This window comes from Paenibacillus sp. RC84, assembly GCF_041260495.1.
GTDB lineage: Bacteria > Bacillota > Bacilli > Paenibacillales > NBRC-103111 > Paenibacillus_F.
On the sequence record NZ_JBGBYL010000001.1, the window covers coordinates 271,646 to 290,754 of the forward strand.

Annotated in this window: 25 protein-coding genes; 23 read left to right on the forward strand and 2 right to left on the reverse strand. The window is 52.6% G+C overall.

Annotated elements, in window-relative coordinates; genetic code table 11:
• Positions 1-190 precede the first annotated feature (190 nt).
• Entirely contained in the window at positions 191-2,398 is a 2,208-nt protein-coding gene (locus tag ABH899_RS01195) for an NPCBM/NEW2 domain-containing protein (RefSeq protein WP_369993279.1), read from the forward strand.
• A 198-nt stretch (positions 2,399-2,596) separates the two neighbouring features.
• Positions 2,597-2,773: a YHYH domain-containing protein gene (locus ABH899_RS01200; RefSeq protein ID WP_369993281.1), complete on the forward strand. Its 177-nt coding sequence runs from the start codon at positions 2,597-2,599 to the stop codon at positions 2,771-2,773.
• Positions 2,774-2,952: 179 nt separating this feature from the next.
• Here the strand turns inward: ABH899_RS01200 and ABH899_RS01205 are convergent, their stop codons facing one another.
• The gene (locus tag ABH899_RS01205; RefSeq protein ID WP_369993282.1) at positions 2,953-3,321 is read right to left on the reverse strand and encodes a hypothetical protein; all 369 of its coding nucleotides are present in this window, start codon (positions 3,319-3,321) and stop codon (positions 2,953-2,955) included.
• Between the two features lie 189 nt (positions 3,322-3,510).
• On the opposite strand from ABH899_RS01205, the gene ABH899_RS01210 reads away from it, so the two are divergent.
• The 13 genes from ABH899_RS01210 to ABH899_RS01270 all read left to right on the forward strand — a co-directional run bounded on the left by ABH899_RS01210 (position 3,511) and on the right by ABH899_RS01270 (position 12,045).
• A complete protein-coding gene (locus ABH899_RS01210; RefSeq protein ID WP_369993283.1) occupies positions 3,511-4,539 on the forward strand; it encodes a serine hydrolase domain-containing protein in 1,029 nt (342 codons plus the stop codon).
• Between the two features lie 86 nt (positions 4,540-4,625).
• Positions 4,626-5,084, forward strand: a complete 459-nt coding sequence (locus ABH899_RS01215; protein WP_369993285.1) for a transporter — start codon at positions 4,626-4,628, stop codon at positions 5,082-5,084.
• 177 nt (positions 5,085-5,261) lie between these two features.
• The gene (locus ABH899_RS01220) at positions 5,262-6,263 is read left to right on the forward strand and encodes a phosphotransferase enzyme family protein (protein ID WP_369993288.1); all 1,002 of its coding nucleotides are present in this window, start codon (positions 5,262-5,264) and stop codon (positions 6,261-6,263) included.
• Between the two features lie 67 nt (positions 6,264-6,330).
• Positions 6,331-6,840 carry a GNAT family N-acetyltransferase gene (locus tag ABH899_RS01225; protein ID WP_009674021.1) on the forward strand — a complete coding sequence of 170 codons (510 nt, stop codon included), beginning with the start codon at positions 6,331-6,333 and terminating at the stop codon, positions 6,838-6,840.
• A gap of 11 nt (positions 6,841-6,851) precedes the next feature.
• Positions 6,852-7,331: a GNAT family N-acetyltransferase gene (locus tag ABH899_RS01230; RefSeq protein ID WP_369993290.1), complete on the forward strand. Its 480-nt coding sequence runs from the start codon at positions 6,852-6,854 to the stop codon at positions 7,329-7,331.
• A 79-nt stretch (positions 7,332-7,410) separates the two neighbouring features.
• Positions 7,411-7,614: a hypothetical protein gene (locus tag ABH899_RS01235; RefSeq protein ID WP_369993292.1), complete on the forward strand. Its 204-nt coding sequence runs from the start codon at positions 7,411-7,413 to the stop codon at positions 7,612-7,614.
• Positions 7,615-7,797: 183 nt separating this feature from the next.
• On the forward strand, positions 7,798-8,235 hold the full coding sequence (locus ABH899_RS01240) for a hypothetical protein (protein WP_369993293.1): 438 nt from the start codon (positions 7,798-7,800) through the stop codon (positions 8,233-8,235).
• A 12-nt stretch (positions 8,236-8,247) separates the two neighbouring features.
• A complete protein-coding gene (locus ABH899_RS01245; RefSeq protein ID WP_369993294.1) occupies positions 8,248-8,703 on the forward strand; it encodes a GNAT family N-acetyltransferase in 456 nt (151 codons plus the stop codon).
• Positions 8,704-8,707: 4 nt separating this feature from the next.
• On the forward strand, positions 8,708-9,229 hold the full coding sequence (locus tag ABH899_RS01250; RefSeq protein WP_369993296.1) for a DinB family protein: 522 nt from the start codon (positions 8,708-8,710) through the stop codon (positions 9,227-9,229).
• A 182-nt stretch (positions 9,230-9,411) separates the two neighbouring features.
• Entirely contained in the window at positions 9,412-9,810 is a 399-nt protein-coding gene (locus ABH899_RS01255) for a hypothetical protein (RefSeq protein ID WP_369993297.1), read from the forward strand.
• Positions 9,811-9,840: 30 nt separating this feature from the next.
• Positions 9,841-10,413, forward strand: coding sequence for a histidine phosphatase family protein (locus ABH899_RS01260; RefSeq protein WP_369993298.1), 573 nt, complete (start codon positions 9,841-9,843; stop codon positions 10,411-10,413).
• A gap of 38 nt (positions 10,414-10,451) precedes the next feature.
• Positions 10,452-11,021, forward strand: coding sequence for a GNAT family N-acetyltransferase (locus ABH899_RS01265; RefSeq protein WP_369993300.1), 570 nt, complete (start codon positions 10,452-10,454; stop codon positions 11,019-11,021).
• Between the two features lie 37 nt (positions 11,022-11,058).
• On the forward strand, positions 11,059-12,045 hold the full coding sequence (locus ABH899_RS01270) for an aldo/keto reductase (RefSeq protein ID WP_369993302.1): 987 nt from the start codon (positions 11,059-11,061) through the stop codon (positions 12,043-12,045).
• A gap of 397 nt (positions 12,046-12,442) precedes the next feature.
• Here ABH899_RS01270 and ABH899_RS01275 read toward each other — a convergent pair whose 3' ends face one another.
• Positions 12,443-13,282, reverse strand: coding sequence for a helix-turn-helix domain-containing protein (locus ABH899_RS01275; protein WP_369993303.1), 840 nt, complete (start codon positions 13,280-13,282; stop codon positions 12,443-12,445).
• Between the two features lie 227 nt (positions 13,283-13,509).
• Here ABH899_RS01275 and ABH899_RS01280 point away from each other — a divergent pair, with 227 nt between their 5' ends.
• The 8 genes from ABH899_RS01280 (at position 13,510) to ABH899_RS01315 (ending at position 19,067) form a co-directional block, all read left to right on the forward strand.
• On the forward strand, positions 13,510-15,141 hold the full coding sequence (locus ABH899_RS01280) for an alkaline phosphatase (RefSeq protein ID WP_369993304.1): 1,632 nt from the start codon (positions 13,510-13,512) through the stop codon (positions 15,139-15,141).
• A 208-nt stretch (positions 15,142-15,349) separates the two neighbouring features.
• Complete coding sequence (locus ABH899_RS01285; RefSeq protein ID WP_369993306.1) at positions 15,350-15,679, forward strand: DUF962 domain-containing protein; 330 nt, start codon at positions 15,350-15,352, stop codon at positions 15,677-15,679.
• 52 nt (positions 15,680-15,731) lie between these two features.
• On the forward strand, positions 15,732-16,145 hold the full coding sequence (locus ABH899_RS01290; RefSeq protein ID WP_369993307.1) for a GNAT family N-acetyltransferase: 414 nt from the start codon (positions 15,732-15,734) through the stop codon (positions 16,143-16,145).
• Positions 16,139-16,663: a GrpB family protein gene (locus tag ABH899_RS01295; protein WP_369993308.1), complete on the forward strand. Its 525-nt coding sequence runs from the start codon at positions 16,139-16,141 to the stop codon at positions 16,661-16,663. The genes ABH899_RS01290 and ABH899_RS01295 overlap by 7 nt, the downstream gene beginning before the upstream one ends.
• A gap of 66 nt (positions 16,664-16,729) precedes the next feature.
• Positions 16,730-16,888: a hypothetical protein gene (locus tag ABH899_RS01300; protein ID WP_218228317.1), complete on the forward strand. Its 159-nt coding sequence runs from the start codon at positions 16,730-16,732 to the stop codon at positions 16,886-16,888.
• Positions 16,889-16,902: 14 nt separating this feature from the next.
• A complete protein-coding gene (locus ABH899_RS01305; protein ID WP_369993311.1) occupies positions 16,903-17,499 on the forward strand; it encodes a DUF1572 family protein in 597 nt (198 codons plus the stop codon).
• Between the two features lie 59 nt (positions 17,500-17,558).
• Positions 17,559-18,335 (forward strand): GNAT family N-acetyltransferase, encoded by a 777-nt coding sequence (locus ABH899_RS01310; RefSeq protein ID WP_369993313.1) that lies wholly within the window; start codon positions 17,559-17,561, stop codon positions 18,333-18,335.
• 45 nt (positions 18,336-18,380) lie between these two features.
• Positions 18,381-19,067: a DUF1361 domain-containing protein gene (locus ABH899_RS01315; protein ID WP_369993315.1), complete on the forward strand. Its 687-nt coding sequence runs from the start codon at positions 18,381-18,383 to the stop codon at positions 19,065-19,067.
• The last annotated feature ends 42 nt before the right edge of the window (positions 19,068-19,109 follow it).

Consider the following 19,109-nt stretch of genomic DNA (forward strand, 5'->3'; position numbering starts at 1 on the left):
TTTTATTTTGAAAGAAGAATAAAGATGGTATTGAAGAAATAGAGATAAATGGTGTTATTTGACAAATGGTAAAAAGTGGAATGAAATCGTGTTCTATTAGTCTGAAATTTATTTAATACATACCAAGATGGATATGCCGGCATTTAAATGCTGGGTATGCATAAATTTAATTTATTTTGGGAGGGATTTGATGAGAAATCTTAAGAAGTCACTTCAGGTTTTATATCTAATGGCGGTAACAGCAGTTGTAGTAGCTGTCTCGCCATCTGGGGTACTAGCCCAAACTTCAGAGGTAGCCATTACACAGCAAAGTAATCTTGTTGTTCAGCAAAATTTTGAAGTGAAAGCCCTTGGAGATATATGGGCGGAAGGCGAGCGAGAGCGTAGAGCGATAAATGCTCGAAAAATATTTCAGCCAACAGGTTTATATGCAAAACCCAATGAACAAATTGAGATTGAAGTTTCAGGTGACAAACCAATTACAGCGGTTATTGGGGTACATCGTCATGATAAAGAGTGGGCGATTAGTTATCCATTAAAAGCTGGTAAAAACACAATTTCCTCACCAAATGGCGGTTTGTTGTCTTTTGATAACAGCAACAATGAAGGTAGTATTCAAGTAAATGTAGTGAGTGGGGGTAGTCCTGTTCCATACTTTATATTAGGCAAGAATACAAAAGAGGATTGGCAGGCAATGATGAATGCTTATCCTAATGCACCTTCTGTTGTTCTTCAATCAGAAAAAGCTCTCTTAGTCTTCTATTATGCTACTGCTAAAGATCATATCTTGAATCAAGACCCAGTTCCTGTTTTACAGACTTATGATAAGTTTATTGCAGCACAGGATAAAATTTCTGGACTATCTAATTCTGATTCTGATCCTAGGCATCGGTTAGATAAGCATTTGATTGCCTTTGTTGAATCAGAAAAAACCATCCCAGGAGCGTATGCATATGCAAATTGGGATGGGGCAATTATGCCTAAAGATACTGGAGCAAGTGCCGATGCTTTAGACCTTACAAGAATGGGTTGGGGGCAATATCATGAGGCAGGTCATTTGAGACAACAAGGACCTTGGACTTGGGATGAGATGGGTGAGGTGACAGTAAATCTATATTCTCTAGCTGCTAAGAAGGTTCTTAAACCTACTGAGCCTGCAAGGTCACAAGGCGAGTACTTAGCCGCTTTCTCGTTTGTAGATCAGCCAACCAAGAATTTTAAAGACTCTAATTCAAAATTAGAAATGTTGTGGCAACTTAATCTTGCTTTTGGGGATAACTTCTACCCAGATTTACATCGATTATATCGTGAGATGGCAAAAGCCGATCTGCCAACTACGGATGATCAGAAAAAACAGGCATTTATTCTAAACACTTCAAAAGTAGCTCACTATGACCTGACGCCTTTCTTTGATAAATGGGGTTTGTCTGCAACAAATGAAACACGAAACAAGATTAAATCATTGAATTTACCTCTTCTAACTGCACCGATTTGGTTTGGGTCAGAGTATAACCTCATTAAACCGACTGATGGAATCGATAAGGTAAAAGGTATTGGGGGTATCATTGCGGCAACAACAAATAGCCAAGAGACTTCAAGTAGTAATAATGCTGCAGCATATGCATTTGACGGAAATACAAATAGTATGTGGCATAGTGAATGGAATAAACCCAATCAGTTTCCTTACAATATTACAGCAAAGTACCTAAATCCCTCAACATTCTCCAAACTAACCTATCTACCACGACAAACTGAAGAAAATGGCATTATTACAAAATATAGAGTCCTAACTAGTCTTGATGGTGTATCCTTCACTGAGGTTGCAACAGGCACTTGGGTAAAGGACAAAACAGAAAAGACAGTAACTTTCACACCTACGCTTGCTAAATATGTTCGACTTGAAGTACCTCAAGGTGGTGGAACAAATGGTTTTGCATCTGCAAGTGAGATTAAAATCTTTGAAACCGATCCAATACCACCTGTTACAACGTATCTCAGCGATATGGATTGGATTTCTGCCACAACAGGTTGGGGAACAATCCAAAAAGATCGTAGTCTTGATGGAAATACACTTAAGTTAAATGACAAGACCTATACAAAAGGTTTGAGCACACATGCTAACAGTGAAATTGTCTACAAACTGGATGGGAAGTACACATCCTTTGCCGCACTAGTCGGGGTAGATAGTGAGGTAGGCTCCGCAGGTTCTGTGGAGTTCAAAGTTGTTGTAGATAATCAAACTGTATTCTCTAGTGGTGTCATGCATAATAATATAGAGCCAAAAGAGGTAAACGTTAATCTTTCTGGCAAGAATGAGCTAAAACTTATTGTAACAGATGGCGGAGATGGTATAAATAATGACCATGCCGATTGGGTAAATGCTCGTCTTATCAAATAGGATTGGAAGGTTAAAGCACGTCAAAAAGAGAGGGGCATTCCCTCTCTTTAGTTCTAGGGTCGATTGACAAATTGACCGCTGGGGCGGTATAAATTCTAAAGAATTGATAAATTGTAGGGCCAAATCGTATCCCGATTTTTGAAACTGGTTTAGAATGGGATAGAATTCCATTAAGCCCTGCAAATAGGGTATACATAGGTGAGAACATTGAAAAAAACCGTTATTTTTATCATCGCTATTGTGGTCGTTATGGCTACATCCGCTTCGGCTTACGCGCATCCCGGGAGATTAGATAAAAACGGGGGCCATAACTGCTCCGCGAAATCCAAACAAAAAGGGTTATGCAGCGGGTATCATTACCACAAAAAGAAGTAGCAGCCCCATTTACGTAGAACCATAACCGGTTTCCATGAAGCCAATTCACCCATTAAGTAAGCAATGAAAAGAAACAAAACAAGCTGGCACCGTATCGGGGCCGGCTTGTTTTGTTAGACTGCCGAGACTTTCACGACAGTCTGAGCGCTCTTCCTAATGGAAGAGCGCCCGCGTGTGTATTACTCGTAGTTTTGAATGGTGCCGGATACCGGAAAATACTTTCCGCTAGTAATGTGTAACTTGAACTGGCAATTGGATGGCATGGCCACAAGTTCGTTCACTGAACCGCCGTCAGCCGGGATATAGAGAGCAGGACCATATGTAGTACCCGTTCCTGAACAAGTTTTTTCATAGAAGCCATAGCCGCCGCCGGATGAATTGAATTTTATTCTGCCCAGTTGACCTTGACCGTTAATATAAGAAGATTTGGCGTCATTTCCTCCGCTCGTGGCGTAAGCGGTACTTTCTTGGTTGGCTGCATATGCAGTGGTTGCAGTCATAATTAAGATCAATGCAGTAAGTCCGTAGATACGAAATACTTTTCTCATAAAAAAACCTCCTAATAGGAATTTAGATTTTAGTATAGAGAGAATAAATTTCCAAAACAATACAAAATAGTAAATTTAAACAAAACATAAACGGGATTTAAACTTCCAGTCAAACTTAAAAAGCTTCTCCACGTATGATCAGAGCATCAATCAAGTAAGAGGCTGAAAAATCCGGCAAGGAGATGAACCGTGGATAACGAACAGAGTCTTGAACTTCACCGCAGCGATGCATTTTCTCCGCTGAATCAATATGTCCACGAAGTAAAGGAGAAGATTGAGGCTTCGGCCGCCGCCGTCTATGTACTGCATCGCGGAACCGTCGTTAACGAATGGTACTCGGGCACACACGGCTTCTCTCCAGGCAGTCGTGCGGTCGGGGCGGATTCCCGATTTAACGTCGCTTCGGTAAGAAAAACCTATCTGGGCTTCGCCGTCTCTCTGGCCATTTACGAGGGACGGATCGGCAGCCTGGACGATCTTGTTTCGGACTATACGGCCGATCCGGACGGCACCTTGCTGGCGGGCACGACGATCCGGCATCTGCTCACCCATACGCACGGTCTTGCAAGTCCGCAAAAGCGGATATTTCCTCCCGGAGCGGACTGGGCTTACAACAATGTGGGCGTCAACCTGCTGATCCGCATGATCGGAGAAGTGTTCGGAAAGCCTCTTGCACAGCTATTGAACGATAAGGTATTCCGTCCCGGCGGATTTACGGAAACGGGCTGGCGCAGACACAAAACGGACGGGCTCGTTTGGCTGAATGAAGCTTATTCAAGCGATGAAGGCACAGACATAAACATGTTCGTCAGCGCCAGAGAGCTTGCTTTCTGGGGGCAGCTTCATCTGTCCAAAGGCATGTGGAACGGGATGCAGCTGGTTCCTCGTCCGGTATGGGAGCAGACCGCCGAAATCATCAGTCCGGAAGGGCTCGGGGATGCTCTGCCGCGAAACGGATTTTTCTGGTTCGTGCAGGACCGGCCGCGATCCTTGACGGAACTCGGGCACGGGCTTCCTGCGGGTTCTTATCAATCTCTCGGAAGTACGGGCTGCGCCTGTCTCGTTATTCCCGAGAAGGAAGCCGTCGCGGTCAGGATGTATAACCAGACAGGACCGAATCCCGGCGGCTATAGCTATCTGGATGACATACGGACGTTCGGCAACACCGTATATGACTGCCTGAATGTTATCGGCCTGCAGGCAGATCGGTCTCCGTAAATTTTTAATCCGCTTCCGCCCAGTCCCCGGCATTCGTCCCGGCATACTGTATAGGAGCCTACTTAAGGAAGAGGAGTGAAAGCAGCATGGGATTTTTCTTCCCTCAAGGATCGTTTACACAGCCGCAAGGAAGTCAGGGGACTCAAGGCGGCGAGAGATCGTTCGGCACGATGGGGCCGTTCTTTCCGTCACCGGGAGGCGGACCGGGCCAAGGGCCGTTCTTCCCGTTTCCGGGACAACAGGGACCGGGCATGCCCCCTCCTCCGGGGCCACCGGGGTTCCCGGGAGGAGGCCCCGGCCAGCAGGCGCCGACGGCGCCCCCTCCACAGTTCGAGCCGCAGGTGACTCCCTTTGCGGTTGACCCCGGCGGCATCGTCGGCTGTCTGTTCCGCAATACGTTCGTCTGGCTGAATGACGGCTCACGGTTCTGGTACTTCCCGACTTTTGTCGGCCGCACTTCGGTGGCCGGCTTCCGGTGGACGGGGTTCAGTTGGGTCTATTTCGGAATCGATCTGCGGCGGATCAGCTCGTACACTTGTTTCTAAAAGTAAGCGGGTCGCTCAGACGATAGGTATCATTAGGAAGGATATGCGAACTTTTACCGGTTCGGATATCCTCTTTTTTTATGACCCGGAAAGAGGAAGGCGAATGTGCACATCGAAGGTATATAAGGTATATATGGAAGGGTCATACAGAAGAACCGATGGAAAGGGAGAACATTCATGAATGAAAAGGTCCCGCTGTCCGCTATTCTGGCCGCTTACCCGGTCCGTGAACCGTCCGTACGGTTTATCCGGCACAACGAAAACATGACCTACCGGGTAACGGACGGCACCACGGGACAATCTTATCTGCTCCGGATACATAAACCGGTTACGGACAAGCTGCACGGTCTGCAGCATTCCCGGGAAGGGCTGCATGCGGAAATGCAGTGGCTGGCGGATCTTAGCGCCGCTGCGGGAATGCGGGTGCAGAAACCGGTCGCAAGCCATGCGGGCGAGTGGGTAACGTCTGTGAACCTTGATGCGGAATCCGGAGCCCAATCCGGCGTCTTTTGTACCCTCCTCGAATGGATCGAAGGCCGGGATGTCGGGCATGGAGAGTCATTTTCGCGGGAGATGGTGGAAGGGCTCGGCCGGCAGCTCGGTATCATGCACCGATTTTCGCAAACATACGCCGGGGCTGCCGAATTGAGGAGACCCCGCTACGCGGGTGTGGAACAGAATGAGGAGATGCTTGCACGAATCCGGTCGGGGCTGTCCATGGACCTTTTCAGGGAAGAGGAACTTGAGATCGTCGGACGGACGTTTACGCGCATAGCGGACAAGCTTGAACGGCACAGCTGGTCCGGGAGTTCTTGGGGACTGATTCACGCCGATATTAATAAAGGCAATCTGATCGTGACGGAGCAGGGCTTTTCGCTCATTGATTTCTGCCTTTTCGGGCACGGGTATTACGGGTATGATCTGGCGGGCTGCGCGCTCACCATGAAAACCGAGTTGAGGGATTCGTTGCTGGAGGGTTACTCGCTTGTCCGGCCCGGCGCCGTTACGGAGCGGCTCGATCTGTTGGAGGGGTTTATGCTTCTGTCGATTTTCGGTTTTTATTCGTTTCACTTACATAATCCCGACAAGCATCCGTGGATGAAAGAGAGGATGCCTGCTTTTTGCAAAAATTACTGCGTTCCTTTTCTTGAGGACCGTAGCCTTTTTTATACGTTGTAGAAGGGACGGAAACACGCATGAATCACGTCAAAATATACGGCCGAAGGCCGCAAGGAGGTTCACGACTATGACACATGGAGTGACGATTCATGAACTGGAATCGATGGAGGCGGGCGTTCTGAACGATTTGACCGAGCTGCTGATCCGGGTAGTGGAGGATGGAGCTTCGATCGGATTTTTGCCGCCGTTGAGCTGGGATGACGCGAACACTTACTGGAAAAAAGTGATAGAACCCGGCGTATTGGCCTGGAACGCCGTATGCGACGGCAAAATTGTCGGGACCGTCCAGCTACACTTGGCGATGAAAAGAAATGCCGCGCACCGGGCGGAAGTCGTCAAGCTGATGGTTCATCCCGAATACCGCAGAAAAGGCGTCGCTCATATGCTGATGCAGGCTTTGGAGAAAACGGCGGCGGAGGAGGGAAGGTCGCTTCTGGTGCTGGATACCCGTGAAGGAGACGCGTCCAACAAGCTATACAAGTCATTCGGGTATGTGGAGGCGGGCCGCATCCCGCATTTCGCCAAATCGTCTGACGGGAGCCTGCACACGACGATCTTTTATTACAAGCTGATCTAGGAGACACCTACATGACCGAACATGATGCTTTTGTAACCGACAGCGGGGACGTTGTCTACAGACAAGCGGTTGTCTCCGATGCTCCCGGAATGGCCCGGCTGTCCGCTCAGCTTGGCTATCCCGCCGGCGAAAACCGGCTTGCGGAGAGGCTCGGACACATCCTGGCTCTGCCCGATCACGTCATCCTCACGGCGGAATACGATGGAGAGGTCATCGGCTGGATTCACGCCCATGCCCGCTGCCTGCTGGAATCCGAGCCCTTCGCCGAAATCGCGGGATTAATCGTGGACCGGAAATTCAGGGGACAGGGGATCGGGCGGACACTCGTAAAACGATGCGGGGAATGGACAAGCTCCGCCGCACTCGGCCGGCTGCGCGTAAGGATGAACGTAAACCGGCAGGACGCGGCTTCGTTTTACGAGCAGATGGGATTCGAGCCGGTCAAAACCCAGCGCGTTTTCGATAAAAGCATCCGGCCCAGGCTTAAATAGCCTGCGGTTCAAACCGCAGTCGGGAGAAGACGTTCATGATTAAGCTGGAAGAAACAAGCAACGGAAAGGAGTTGGCAGCTTGACGAACAACGTGATCAATACCGTGCTTGTTGTCGTGCTGGCCATCGTCTCTTTTTTTACCGGGGAAGTCGTAACGTTCATTATGCTCGGGTTCATTCTGATGAGCCTGATCACGATTACGGCCTATCTGCGCAAAATATACGAGACGCTGAACCGCATGGCTTCGGAGAAGGACCGGCCTCCCGTTCCTCCGGGGGAATAAAAGGCGAGCCCCTCCATTGGGCCGTTTTGCGGAATTATAGGCGGCAGCGAAACAAATGCCGGAGATTTGCGTACGATCCTAGTACAGGTTCACGGCAGAAAGCAAACAACCCCTGCATCCCTGCGCGGACCTCAGCCCGTATGCGCCCGGACTTGATGTTGTGAAAAGGAGCGAAGGGGCCGGATGTTGACAGCTTTGACAATCGTTTTTGTACTCGTGCTTGTTACCGGACTGGTTCTCGCTATGGTGTTCCGTAAAAAGCAAGCTGTGTTTTTAGGCATTATTATAGGAATCTTCCTCATAAACACGCCTGTTTTTTTCGGTATGGTAGCCCTAATGGATCAAGTTCTCAGACAGGAAATAAAAACAGTTATTATGGCACGCGGGGGAGAAGTTCAGGAAATCCGGGAAATTAGCGTGGACGATTCCGACAAAACTCCGTTCGCCGCCGAGGCGGGTAAATACAATAAACTTTACCGGGTCACTTACTTAAAAAATGATTTAACTTGGACTGCTTGGTACCGGGGAGTCAACACTATGAATGACATCCATAACCAGTCTCCCGCAGGGAACGGGATGGGATTCGGAGAGAAATGGATTTTTGAAGACGGCGGATTGTAGAGGGAGGGCAGCATGGCATACATCATCAGGGAAGCGGAAGAGCGGGACTGCCTTGCGTTGAGCGGGCTTATGTCGCAGCTGAGCGGCCGGGAAGTCACCGGAGCGGATATGGCAAACCGTCTGGAATTCGTGGCGCGCAGTCCCTTCGATTCTTTGTACGTATATGAGCAAAACAGCCGGGTACGGGCAGCGCTTGGATTCAGAATCCGCGAGAATCTGGAAGAGGTGTCCCGCTACGGGGAAATTTCGGTGATTGTCGTCGACGAAGAGGAAAGAGGCAGAGGAATCGGCCGGATTCTCATGAATTATGCCGAACAGTTGGCCATTCGCCATGAGTGCAAGGGGAGCTGGCTTGTTTCGGGCGTTAAACGGGATAAAGCCCATTCCTTTTACAAGGAATCGGGTTATGAAGTGAACGGCTACCGATTTGTCAAACACTTGACCGGGCCGAAGTTCAAAAAGGAGTGAGTCCATGCTTACAAAACCGCCGCTTGGGGAATATCCGGCGCACTACGAAACTTACGTTAAGCTGGTTCAGGAGGGCAATCTTGCCGAGATTCTAGTCGAACAGCTTCAAACCACGACCGAATTGATACAGTCCCTTACGGAAGAAACAGGGGACCGCAAGTACGCTCCGGGCAAGTGGAGCATCAAAGAAGTATTGGGCCACGTGGCCGATACGGAACGGATCATGGCCTACCGCATGCTCTGCATCGCGAGAGGGGACCGGACGCCGCTTCCGGGTTATGACGAGAATGAGTATATGGCCGGGGCGTCTTTTGCGGCAAGCGGCCTGTCCGACATTCTCAAGGATTACTCCGCCGTCCGCTGCTCCACGCTGACTTTACTGCGCGGCATTACGGAGGAAGCCTGGCTCCGGACGGGAACGGCCAATAACGGCCTCATATCCGCCAGAGCGCTCGCTGCGATCATAGCCGGACACGAGCGGCATCATATTCACATTATTCAAGAGAGATACCTGAGTACCGTGTAAGCTATCCACGGCAAGTTTACTGCATCGCACGACTGAAGAGGCTTCCGGGCAAAGACCAGACGACTAAACCTAAGACAAGGCAGGTTTTCTCGTCTTTTTTATTCCCGGCAAGCCGGATGGAAGGTACAGGCCGGAGGCGCGGGATGACCCGCTTATTACGACGAACAGAAGGAGGCAGCGGAATGTACAGTATCAAATCGCCGGGAGGTTCCCTTTTTCCTTATTACTATAAAGGGGGCGAGATTCACTGCTTAAAGTACGGGAGCTTCTTCCAAGATGAGGCAGGACTGTTCAAGCTGATGCTGGAGGAAGAACAGTTTATCGGGCAGAGAAGCCAGGAATTGAGAATTTGGGTCGATTTCTACGAAACGCGGCTGAGCGATGACGTTATCACGGCTTTTGTGGACCATATCGGCCGTCTTAACGCGCATATTCACAAGCTGACCCTCGTGGGCTGTTCCTTCGGAAGCAAGCTCAAATTAAAGAAAAGGCTGAACAGGCTCGATCCGCCTCTAAAACGCCCTGTCTCGTTTTTCAGCGATCCCGAGGTTGCGAAGACATGGCTGGTCCGGGAAGGATAGTTTTTTAAACCAGGAAAGGAAGCGGTACACATGACGACAATCGGATTTATAAGGCACGGGAGTACACATTGGAACAAAGAAGGAAGAGCACAGGGAAGCTCGGATATTCCGCTCGATGAAGACGGGCTGGCCGATGCGGCAAAGCTGGCGGAACGGATCGGGTCGGAGAAGTGGGACTATGTGTATTCGAGCCATTTACTCCGCGCAAAACAGACGGCGGACAGAATCGGCGGCCGGGCCGGAATTCCGGTGTGGAGCGACGAAAGAATCCGTGAAGCGGGCGGGGGAGAAATCGAGGGAACAACCGAGCAGGAACGTATCGCGAAGTGGGGTGCGGGCTGGAGAGAACTTGATTTGGGCATAGAAAAGCCGGAAAGCGTCATAACCCGGGGCCGCTCTTTTCTGGACGAAGTTTTGAGCAGGCACAAGGGGAAAAGGATACTGATCGTCAGCCACGGCTCCTTTATCCGGACGATGCTGAAACATTTGCTGCCCGATTCCGAGTACGACGGACATTTAACGAACACATCGGTCACGACTTTAGTTCTGGATGACCGGGACTGGACTTGCGGTTTATACAACTGTACGAAGCATCTGGAATAAAAGAGGACAGCAGCAATGGATACGGAAAGGGTGGGGGCATGAATATTTTAGTCAAGCCGCTCGACAGCGAGGAGCTTAAGGTGATCTGGATGCAGGCTTTCCGCAAGCACGGGCTGCACCGGGAGGTCGCCTACTACGATCAGTGCCTTCATGAAAATGTGCTGGGTACCCGTGTCACCCTGCTCGCTTTCGTGGAAGAGACGCTGGTCGGCTGCGGCCATTTGAAGGTGGAATCGGAGTATGCGTATTTCCGGGACCGGCGGATTCCCGAAATCAATGATTTGAATGTTTTTCCCGACTACCGCCGGAGCGGAATCGGAACCAAACTGCTGGAGCAGTTCGAGGCGCTGGCAAGCGAAGATTTTCACCGGATCGGGCTGGGAGTCGGACTTTACAAAGACTACGGGGCGGCGCAGAGGATTTACTGCAGGAGAGGCTACGTCCCGGACGGCAACGGCCTCATGTCGGGCAACCGGGAGGCGGCCGCCGGAGAGATGGTCCGCGTGGACGATGACCTCCTCCTGTATCTGGTCAAGGACCTGCGGCTGGATTCGTTCTATAATCTGCACGCCGGCAAGGCGGAAATCCAGCCTTTTATGAATCACTGACATTATTTCAGGAAAAACGGGAGAGGCGGAATCTAGGATGGATCAGAGAAAGCTTGGAAGCGGCGGACTGACAGTGTCCGCAATCGGTTTGGGGTGTATGGGCATGTCGGATTTTTACAGCGGACGGGACGAATCCGAATCCGTTCGCACGATTCACCGCGCGCTCGAACTTGGCGTGACGTTTCTGGATACGGCCGACATGTACGGGGTAGGCCGAAACGAGGAGCTGCTCGGACAAGCTCTGAAGGGCCGCCGCAGCGAGGCGGTCATCGCCACCAAATTCGGCAATATGCGCAGTCCGGACGGGGCTTTCCTCGGCGTGAGCGGCCGCCCGGAATATGTCCGGGAAGCCTGCGACGCGAGCCTGCGCCGGCTCGGCACCGACTACATCGACCTCTACTATCAGCACCGGGTAGATCCCGGTACCCCGATAGAAGAGACGGTCGGCGCCATGGCCGAGCTGGTCCGTGCCGGCAAGGTCCGCTACATCGGCCTGTCCGAGGCCGCTCCCGCAACGATCCGCCGCGCTCACGCGGTTCATCCCGTAACGGCGCTGCAGACGGAATATTCGCTGTGGAGCCGGGACGTGGAGGACGAGATCCTGCCGGTCGTCCGCGAGCTCGGCATCGGATTCGTCCCGTACAGTCCTCTCGGAAGAGGGTTTCTCACGGGACAAATCCGGACGTTTGAAGATTTGGCGGAGGACGATTACCGCCGCTACTCGCCCCGCTTCCAGGGCGATAACTTCCAGAGAAATCTCGATCTCGTGAAGCGGATCGAGGAAATCGCCCGCGAGAAGGGCTGCCGGCCTTCCCAGTTGGCGCTGGCCTGGCTGCTGGCGCAGGGCGAAGACATTGTCCCGATCCCCGGCACGAAGCGCGCCGTGTATCTGGAGGAGAACGTTCAGGCCCTCGCCGTCGGCCTGACCGCGGAAGAAGCTGCCCGCATCGACGAGGCGGCGCCTAAGGGAGCGGCTTCCGGCGCCAGGTACCCGGAAGCGAGCATGAAGAGCGTCAATCTCTAGGTGATTGACGCGAAGCCTTGGCGCTGCGGGCCGCCGCCCCCGCCGCCCCCGCCGCCAGTGGCCCGCTCCGGCGCCAAACGGCGCCGCCTTCCGATCCGCCGGAGTCCGGCGGATTTTTTGCCGACCGTCCGGGGGCTTTCCGTCCTCGCCGTTTTGCGGCCCGTCCGCTCGCCCGTCCGCCAGTGGGCCGCCCCCGGCGCCAAATGGGCTGCCTTCCAATCCGCCGAACCCCGGCGGATTATTTGCCGACCGTCCGGGGGCTTTCCGTCCTCGCCGTCTTGCGGCCCGTCTGCTCGCCCGTCCGCCAGTGGGCCGCCCCCGGCGCCAAATGAGCTGCCTTCCAATCCGCCGCAATCCCGGCGGATTATTTGACGTGCCCGCCCGTCCGCCTCGCCGCTCAAGGCTGCCTGCGGCGGTAACGGACGGGCGAGCAGCCTGTCATCTGCTTGAAGGTTCTGCCGAAATGAGTCAGGCTGTCAAAGCCGACGCGCTCGCAGATTTCGAGCACTTTCCAGCTTGTTTCCCTGAGCAGGGCGCACGCTTTTTTGATCCGGACGGTGTTGATGTATTCGATTGCGGTATAGCCGGTCACTTCTTTAAAGGTGCGGCTGAGGTGGGAAGGGCTGATTTCGAACGTTTGCGACAGATCTTCCAGTGTAAGCCGCTCGTAAAAGCGGTTGTTTATGTACTCCACGAGAGCGTAAATTTTTTTGTGGGTGGGCGATGCGCCGCTCCCCGCCTGCTCCCGGTCCGCTTCGCGCACCTTGCGGTTCATAAACAGCAGCAGCTCCATCAGTAGCACTTTCTGATACTGCTCGAACCCGATCTGCTTGCGGACGCCTTCGTGTAGCATTTTATGAAAAAGCTCCTCCGCAAAGGTCTGCTCATATCCGGAAAGGTGGACGGCATGGAGGTCTGCGGAGAAAAAGGACAGAAGCTCCCCGCCGTCTTGCAGACGGAAAAAATCGTGCAGAAACTCCTCTTTGAACAGCAGCGTAACCCGCTCGAAGACGGCGTCGCCCGCGTTGACCAACTGATGCGGCACATTGGCGTTGATGAACAGAAGTACGCCGCCTACGACCTGGTACGTTTTGTCCCCGATAAAATAATACAACTGACCGGATACGAGATACATAATTTCGAAAGCGTCGTGGGTGTGGCGCGACGGCATACTCGTGTAAGCGAGCTCCTTGCGGCTGATATGCAGAGAACCGCAGTCATAGCAGACGTTTTTCAAAATAAATTCCTCCTCGCCCCTCTGGTGTCCTATTCAGTTTAGCGCGTCCTCCGGTTTCTTTTTAACCCTTTCGGCCCAAATCACATAAAAAAACAAAAATAGAACGAAAAAAGAACCGCAAAATAAGGTGGCTTTTTCTCCTTGTTGGAAGATATGTGCAGAAAACGGAACGAAATTCGCTTATAATGAAAGAGTGAATTACTACATAACGGTTCAGGAGGTAAAAAATGGCTAAAAAGATGCTTGGGATGCTTCTGACTTCGGCTCTGGTGTGCGGCAGTCTGGGGGCCGGTACGGGATATGCGCAATCAGGCCGCGCTTTGCCGGCGGAGAAGAAAGAAGTCAAAAACGTGATTTTGTTTATTACGGACGGCATGAGCTTGTCGGACGTGAATTTGACGAGATGGGTCCAGGGCGGCAAGCCTTTGGAGATGGACGCTTATTTCAAAGGGCTCGTCCGGACGTACGCGTCGGATTCGCTGACGACGGACTCGGCCGCGGGCGCGTCGGCTTACGCAACCGGTCATAAAGTGAAGAGCGAGACGGTATCCATCTCGCCGGACAAGGTCACGATGCCCTTCATCGACAAGCCGAGCGAACGGGAAGCGGCCAAGCCTCTGCCGACTCTCCTGGAAGCGGCCCGCCTGAAGGGCAAGGGCACGGGACTTGTGTTCACGTGCGAGCTTACGGACGCTACGCCGGCAGTCTTCGCCAGCCACGCGGAAAGCCGCGACAACGCTCATTCCATCGCGGAGCAGATGGTATACAGCGGCGTGGATCTCGTGCTGGGAGGCGGATCGGGTTACCTCGTGCCGGGCGATAAAGAAATCAACCGCAAAGACGGGGAAGATCTCACCAAAGTGCTGAAAGCAAACGGCTATGAATATGCGACGAGCCGAATTGATCTGCTCAGTTCGCAGACGAACAAGATTTGGGGCCTTTTTAACGAGGGGGCGCTCGACGCCGATCTTGACCTGGACCCGCAGAAACAGCCTACCCTGGCGGAAATGACAACGATCGCGGCCAACAAGCTTTCTTCCAACGAAAACGGCTTTTTCCTGATGGTAGAAGCGAGCCAGATCGACTGGTTCGGACACGACAACGACCCGGTCGGCATCGTTACCGAGACGCAGGCTTTTGACCGTGCCCTGAAAGCGGCGATTGATTTTGCCAAGAAAGACGGAAACACCGCCGTTATTTCGGTATCCGATCATGCCACGGGCGGACTCAATATGACCAACTATGACACGATGAAGGATCTTCAGCCTATCTTTACGAAGGCTAAACATACAAGCTACGGGCTGGAAGGCAGAATCAATGAGTCCAACTACAAGAAGATGCTGGAGGAGGAATACGGACTCTCCGATCTGACGAAGGAAGAAGAGGAAGCCGTCAAGAAAGGACTGAAAGATAATCTTTCCCCGGTTATCGGCGGCATACTGGGTGAGCGGGCAGGCGTTTCGTTCTCCACCGGTGACCATACCTCGGAAGAGGTCGGACTGTTCGCTTACCATCCGAATGATTTTCTTCCTACAGATTATGCCGGAAGCGGCGTGGTCGAGAACACCGACGTCGGCAAATACCTCCAACTGATTCTGGGACTGGACCTGCCCGCGCTGGAAAACAAGCTGTTCCTTCCGGCAAGCGACCTGGAGGCCAAAGGAGCCAAAGTGACCGTAGACAAATCGGATAATGAAAACCCGGTCGTCGTGGTGACGAGAGGAACGAAGACAATCAAGCTCCCGGTAGACAAAAACATCGCTCTGACGGACGGCAAGACAATCAAGCTGAGCACGCCTACCCTGCTGATCAAAAATAAAGTTTGGGTGTCGAGCGACGCGGCCGCTTTGATTGAATAACGGGGTTTATTGAACTTTTTGGGCCAAATCTTACCGCAATCTCTTGTTGAAATAGAAATCCGCACCCGCTGCGGATTTTTCTTTTTGCCGTTATTCGCGGGGCGGACAGGCGGGGAAGGAAAATATACCCTTACGGGACCGTTAAATGTTAAAGTAGAGAGACAGGAAGCAGCGGAGATCGCCAGGGAATGGAAGGGGCAGACGCGGGATGAACTTGGGGCGCATCAGACGGGATATGAAAAATTATTTGGAGGAGCACCGGAATCCGGTAAACCGGACGCTGCATTATTTTGCGTTCCTGGCCGCATTTCTGGCCTGGATCTTTCTGTGGATCGACATCCGGATTGCCTTGGCGCTTGCCGTTCTACATTATGCGTTAGCCTGGACCGGACACTTTTATTTCGAAGGCAACAAGCCGGCTTCTTTCCGCTATCCGCTGGTCGGTTTTTACGCGGGGTTTCTCTGGTTTTTTCTGAGGACGGCGGAAGTGGTGACCCGGACCGATCTTGTCGACGCGTGGGTGAGCAAGCCCGAATAAGAATGGACGCAGACGCCGCATGGAAGATCACGGCCGATTGAGGAGTGAAAACATGAATATTGTGTATTCGGACGAAATTCCTTCGGGTGAAGCCATTTATGATCTGTATGAGCAATTCGGCTGGAACGAATTCCTTAAGCTGTCCGCACGGCAGCTCCACGATACGATGCGGGGAAGCTGGTATGTGGCGAGCGCTTATGATGGGGGCCGCCTGATCGGCACGGGCAGAGTCGTATCGGACGGCGTGATGACCGCGTTTCTATGCGGCCTCGCCGTCCATCCGGACTATCAGAAGAAGGGAATCGGAAGCGAGCTGATGAAGCGGCTTATGCAGCGGTGCATCACCCGTCAATTACATATGGAGCTTTTTTGCTCGGATCCGAAAATCGGTTATTATGAACGGTTCGGTTTCGAGGTGTTTGCCAGCGGCATGAAATACAGGAAGGAGGGACAGTCCCCGTGGTGAATAAAACGAAAGAAGTCCGGATAGTTCCTTACGACCCGGCGTGGAAAACCGCTTTCGAGAGCATGCGGGCCGAACTCGAACGGCATATCGGCGACCTCGTTCTCGCCATTGAACATGTCGGCAGTACTTCAGTGGAAGGCTTGGGAGCCAAACCGATCCTGGACATCGATGTCGTCATGGACAGCTACGAAGTGTTTCCCGCCATTGCGGAGCGTCTCGGGAAAGCGGGCTTCCGGCACGAGGGCAATTTGGGCGTGGAGGGCCGGGAAGCGTTCAAACGGACGTACGAGGACGGTTTCATGGCTTATCATCTCTACGTGTGTCCCAAGGACGGGCGCGGCTATCTGGAGCATATCGCTTTTCGCGATTATTTGCGTGCCCATCCTGCGGCACGGGAGCGGTATCAGCGGCTTAAGGAAGATTTGGCGGCCGAATTCCGATATGATAGAGATACATACTGTGAGAAGAAAACCGGTTTTGTCCGGGACATTTTAAACAAGACTCTCTATAAGGAATAGAGCAGCAGGGGCATCAGCAGCATCCGAGGAACCGGCAGAGGGAGACCAGGGAGGCTGGGCGGTACGATGGAGACATTCGGCAGAGGTTGTCTGTATATTATTTTGGGTATAGTGGTTCTTATGGTTTTCGCTTTGCTTGCCGGAGGGACGGTTACGATTCCGTGGATCATCGCGATTCCGCTGGTCGTGCTGGCTTTCTGGGCCGCGTCGAAAAAAAATAAATAACCGGGGTGACCGAAATGAGTGCGAATCAGACTTATCTGGAAAGTGCCCGCAAACAATTTCTCTACTACAAAACACTCGGGGAGAAAGCGATGGACCAGCTGGAGCCGGAGCAGTTGTTTACGGCTTACAACGAAGACACGAACAGCATTGCGACGATAGTGGCCCATCTGGGCGGGAATATGCTTTCCCGCTGGACCGATTTTCTTACGACGGACGGGGAAAAAGACTGGCGCGACCGCGACGCCGAATTCGGGCACAGCCTTTCGGACAAAGAGCAGCTTCTGGACAAGTGGAACGAAGGCTGGAACTGCTTATTCCATGCGCTGGATTCCTTGAGTCCGGGTCAACTGGAGCAGATTATTTATATCCGCAACGAAGGCCATACCGTGATCGAAGCCATTAACCGGCAGCTGGCCCATTATCCTTACCACGTCGGGCAGATCGTCTATGCGGCCAAGCTGCTCAAAAAAGAAGAATGGAACAGCTTGTCCATTCCGAGAAACAAATCCGCGCAATTCAACAGCGAAAAATTCGCCAAACAGAAATCGGTCCAAAATTTTACCGATGAAGAGATGAAAAGATTGTCCGCCAACACGGACAGCATGCAATAAAACGGCTCCGGCAACCGGAGCGGCATCACGACGGACACAGACTGGAGACAATCAAGGCCATGTACACGATGACAAAAGTAAACGCCGCCATAAGGCCGCATCTGACAAGACTGTTTGAAGAGGTCCGCCGGGTGGACGTCTGTATAGACAGCGTGCTGGAAGGCCAGGCCGGCGGTGATATTCGGATCTTCGTCGATTCCTTGACGAATCCTTCGAGCGCGCAGATCAATCAGGGGAGCTTCGCCTATTTCGCCGGCGATTCCGCGGGCCCTTCCGCCGAGCAATGGCTGGTGGAGCTTCCCGCCCACTGCTATATTATGCCTTCATCCCCAGGCTGGGTGCAGCGGGCACGGAGCATCCACGGCGGCAAGCTGATCCGCGGCGAGCGGTACCTATTTTCCCCGGAGTCGCTGCGGCCCGGCCCTTTGAAGGAGCTGGCGGAGCATCCGGATTACATAGTGGAAAAGATCACGCCGGAGCTGGCGCGGGACATGTTCCGCGACCCGCTCCAACATTATCACTTCGTGAATTATGACACGGCGGAACAATTTATAGAGACCGGGTTCGGCTACTGCATCCGAGCGGAAGGCGAAGTCGCAGCCGCCTGCACGACCGCGATGGTATGCCGTACGGGCGTGGAAATCGGCATTATGACCCACCCGGACTACCGGAAGTTCGGCCTGGCGACCCGGGTTGCGGCAGCGTTCCTGCTGCACTGCCTGGAGCACAATCTGTATCCGAGCTGGGATGCGGCAAATTTGAAGTCCAAGGGGCTTGCGGAGAAATTGGGGCTGATCTATGCCGGATCTTATGAGGTTTTCTCCCTCCAGGATTAGGCGGATGAGAGTGCCGCCGTTGTCCCCGCGGAAGAAGGAGCAAGAATGGTACACCTGTCAACGTGGAAATCGGCCGCGTTTCTGGCGGCTCTGTCGGCACTTACGCTGCTGGTCTATTCCGTTTTCCGGAACAAGACGTATTACGATTTTTTGACTTGGAATTTATTTCTGGCCTGGGTTCCGTTCGTGTTCTCGTTTATCGCTTACGAGACCGGACGCCGGGTACAAAGCGGGATGAGAGCCGCTATCATCGTCGTTCTGGGGGGAGGCTGGCTGCTGTTCTATCCGAACGCCCCTTATATCGTGACGGACCTGGTTCATTTAACCGCGATGAAGGGGCTCTATGCCTCCGCTCAAGGAACGTTTGCGTTCCGGTACTGGTACGATCTGCTCGTTCTCGTATTATTTGCGTGGAACGGTCTGCTGCTCTGCGTATATTCCCTGTATCAGGTTCATTCGCTTATCCGGCTTGCCGCAGGTTCCCTGCTTGCCTGGGGCTTTGTGGCGGCGGCGGCGCTGCTCGGCGGCTACGGCGTACTGCTGGGCAGAGTGCACCGGCTAAACAGTTGGGACGTGCTGACGGATGTAAGCCTCATTAAACAGATCGCCATGGAGAGCCTTCATGCGCCGGCGATGCTTTTCTCCCTGCTGTTCGGTCTTATGATCGGGATTGTTTATGTGTCGTTTTATTTTGTTGTCCATCAGGCGGGCCGGGCGGCTGCGCGTGCATAAGAAGCTCCCATAGGCAGCTTGTTCAGGCGGAGAGGAGAATGT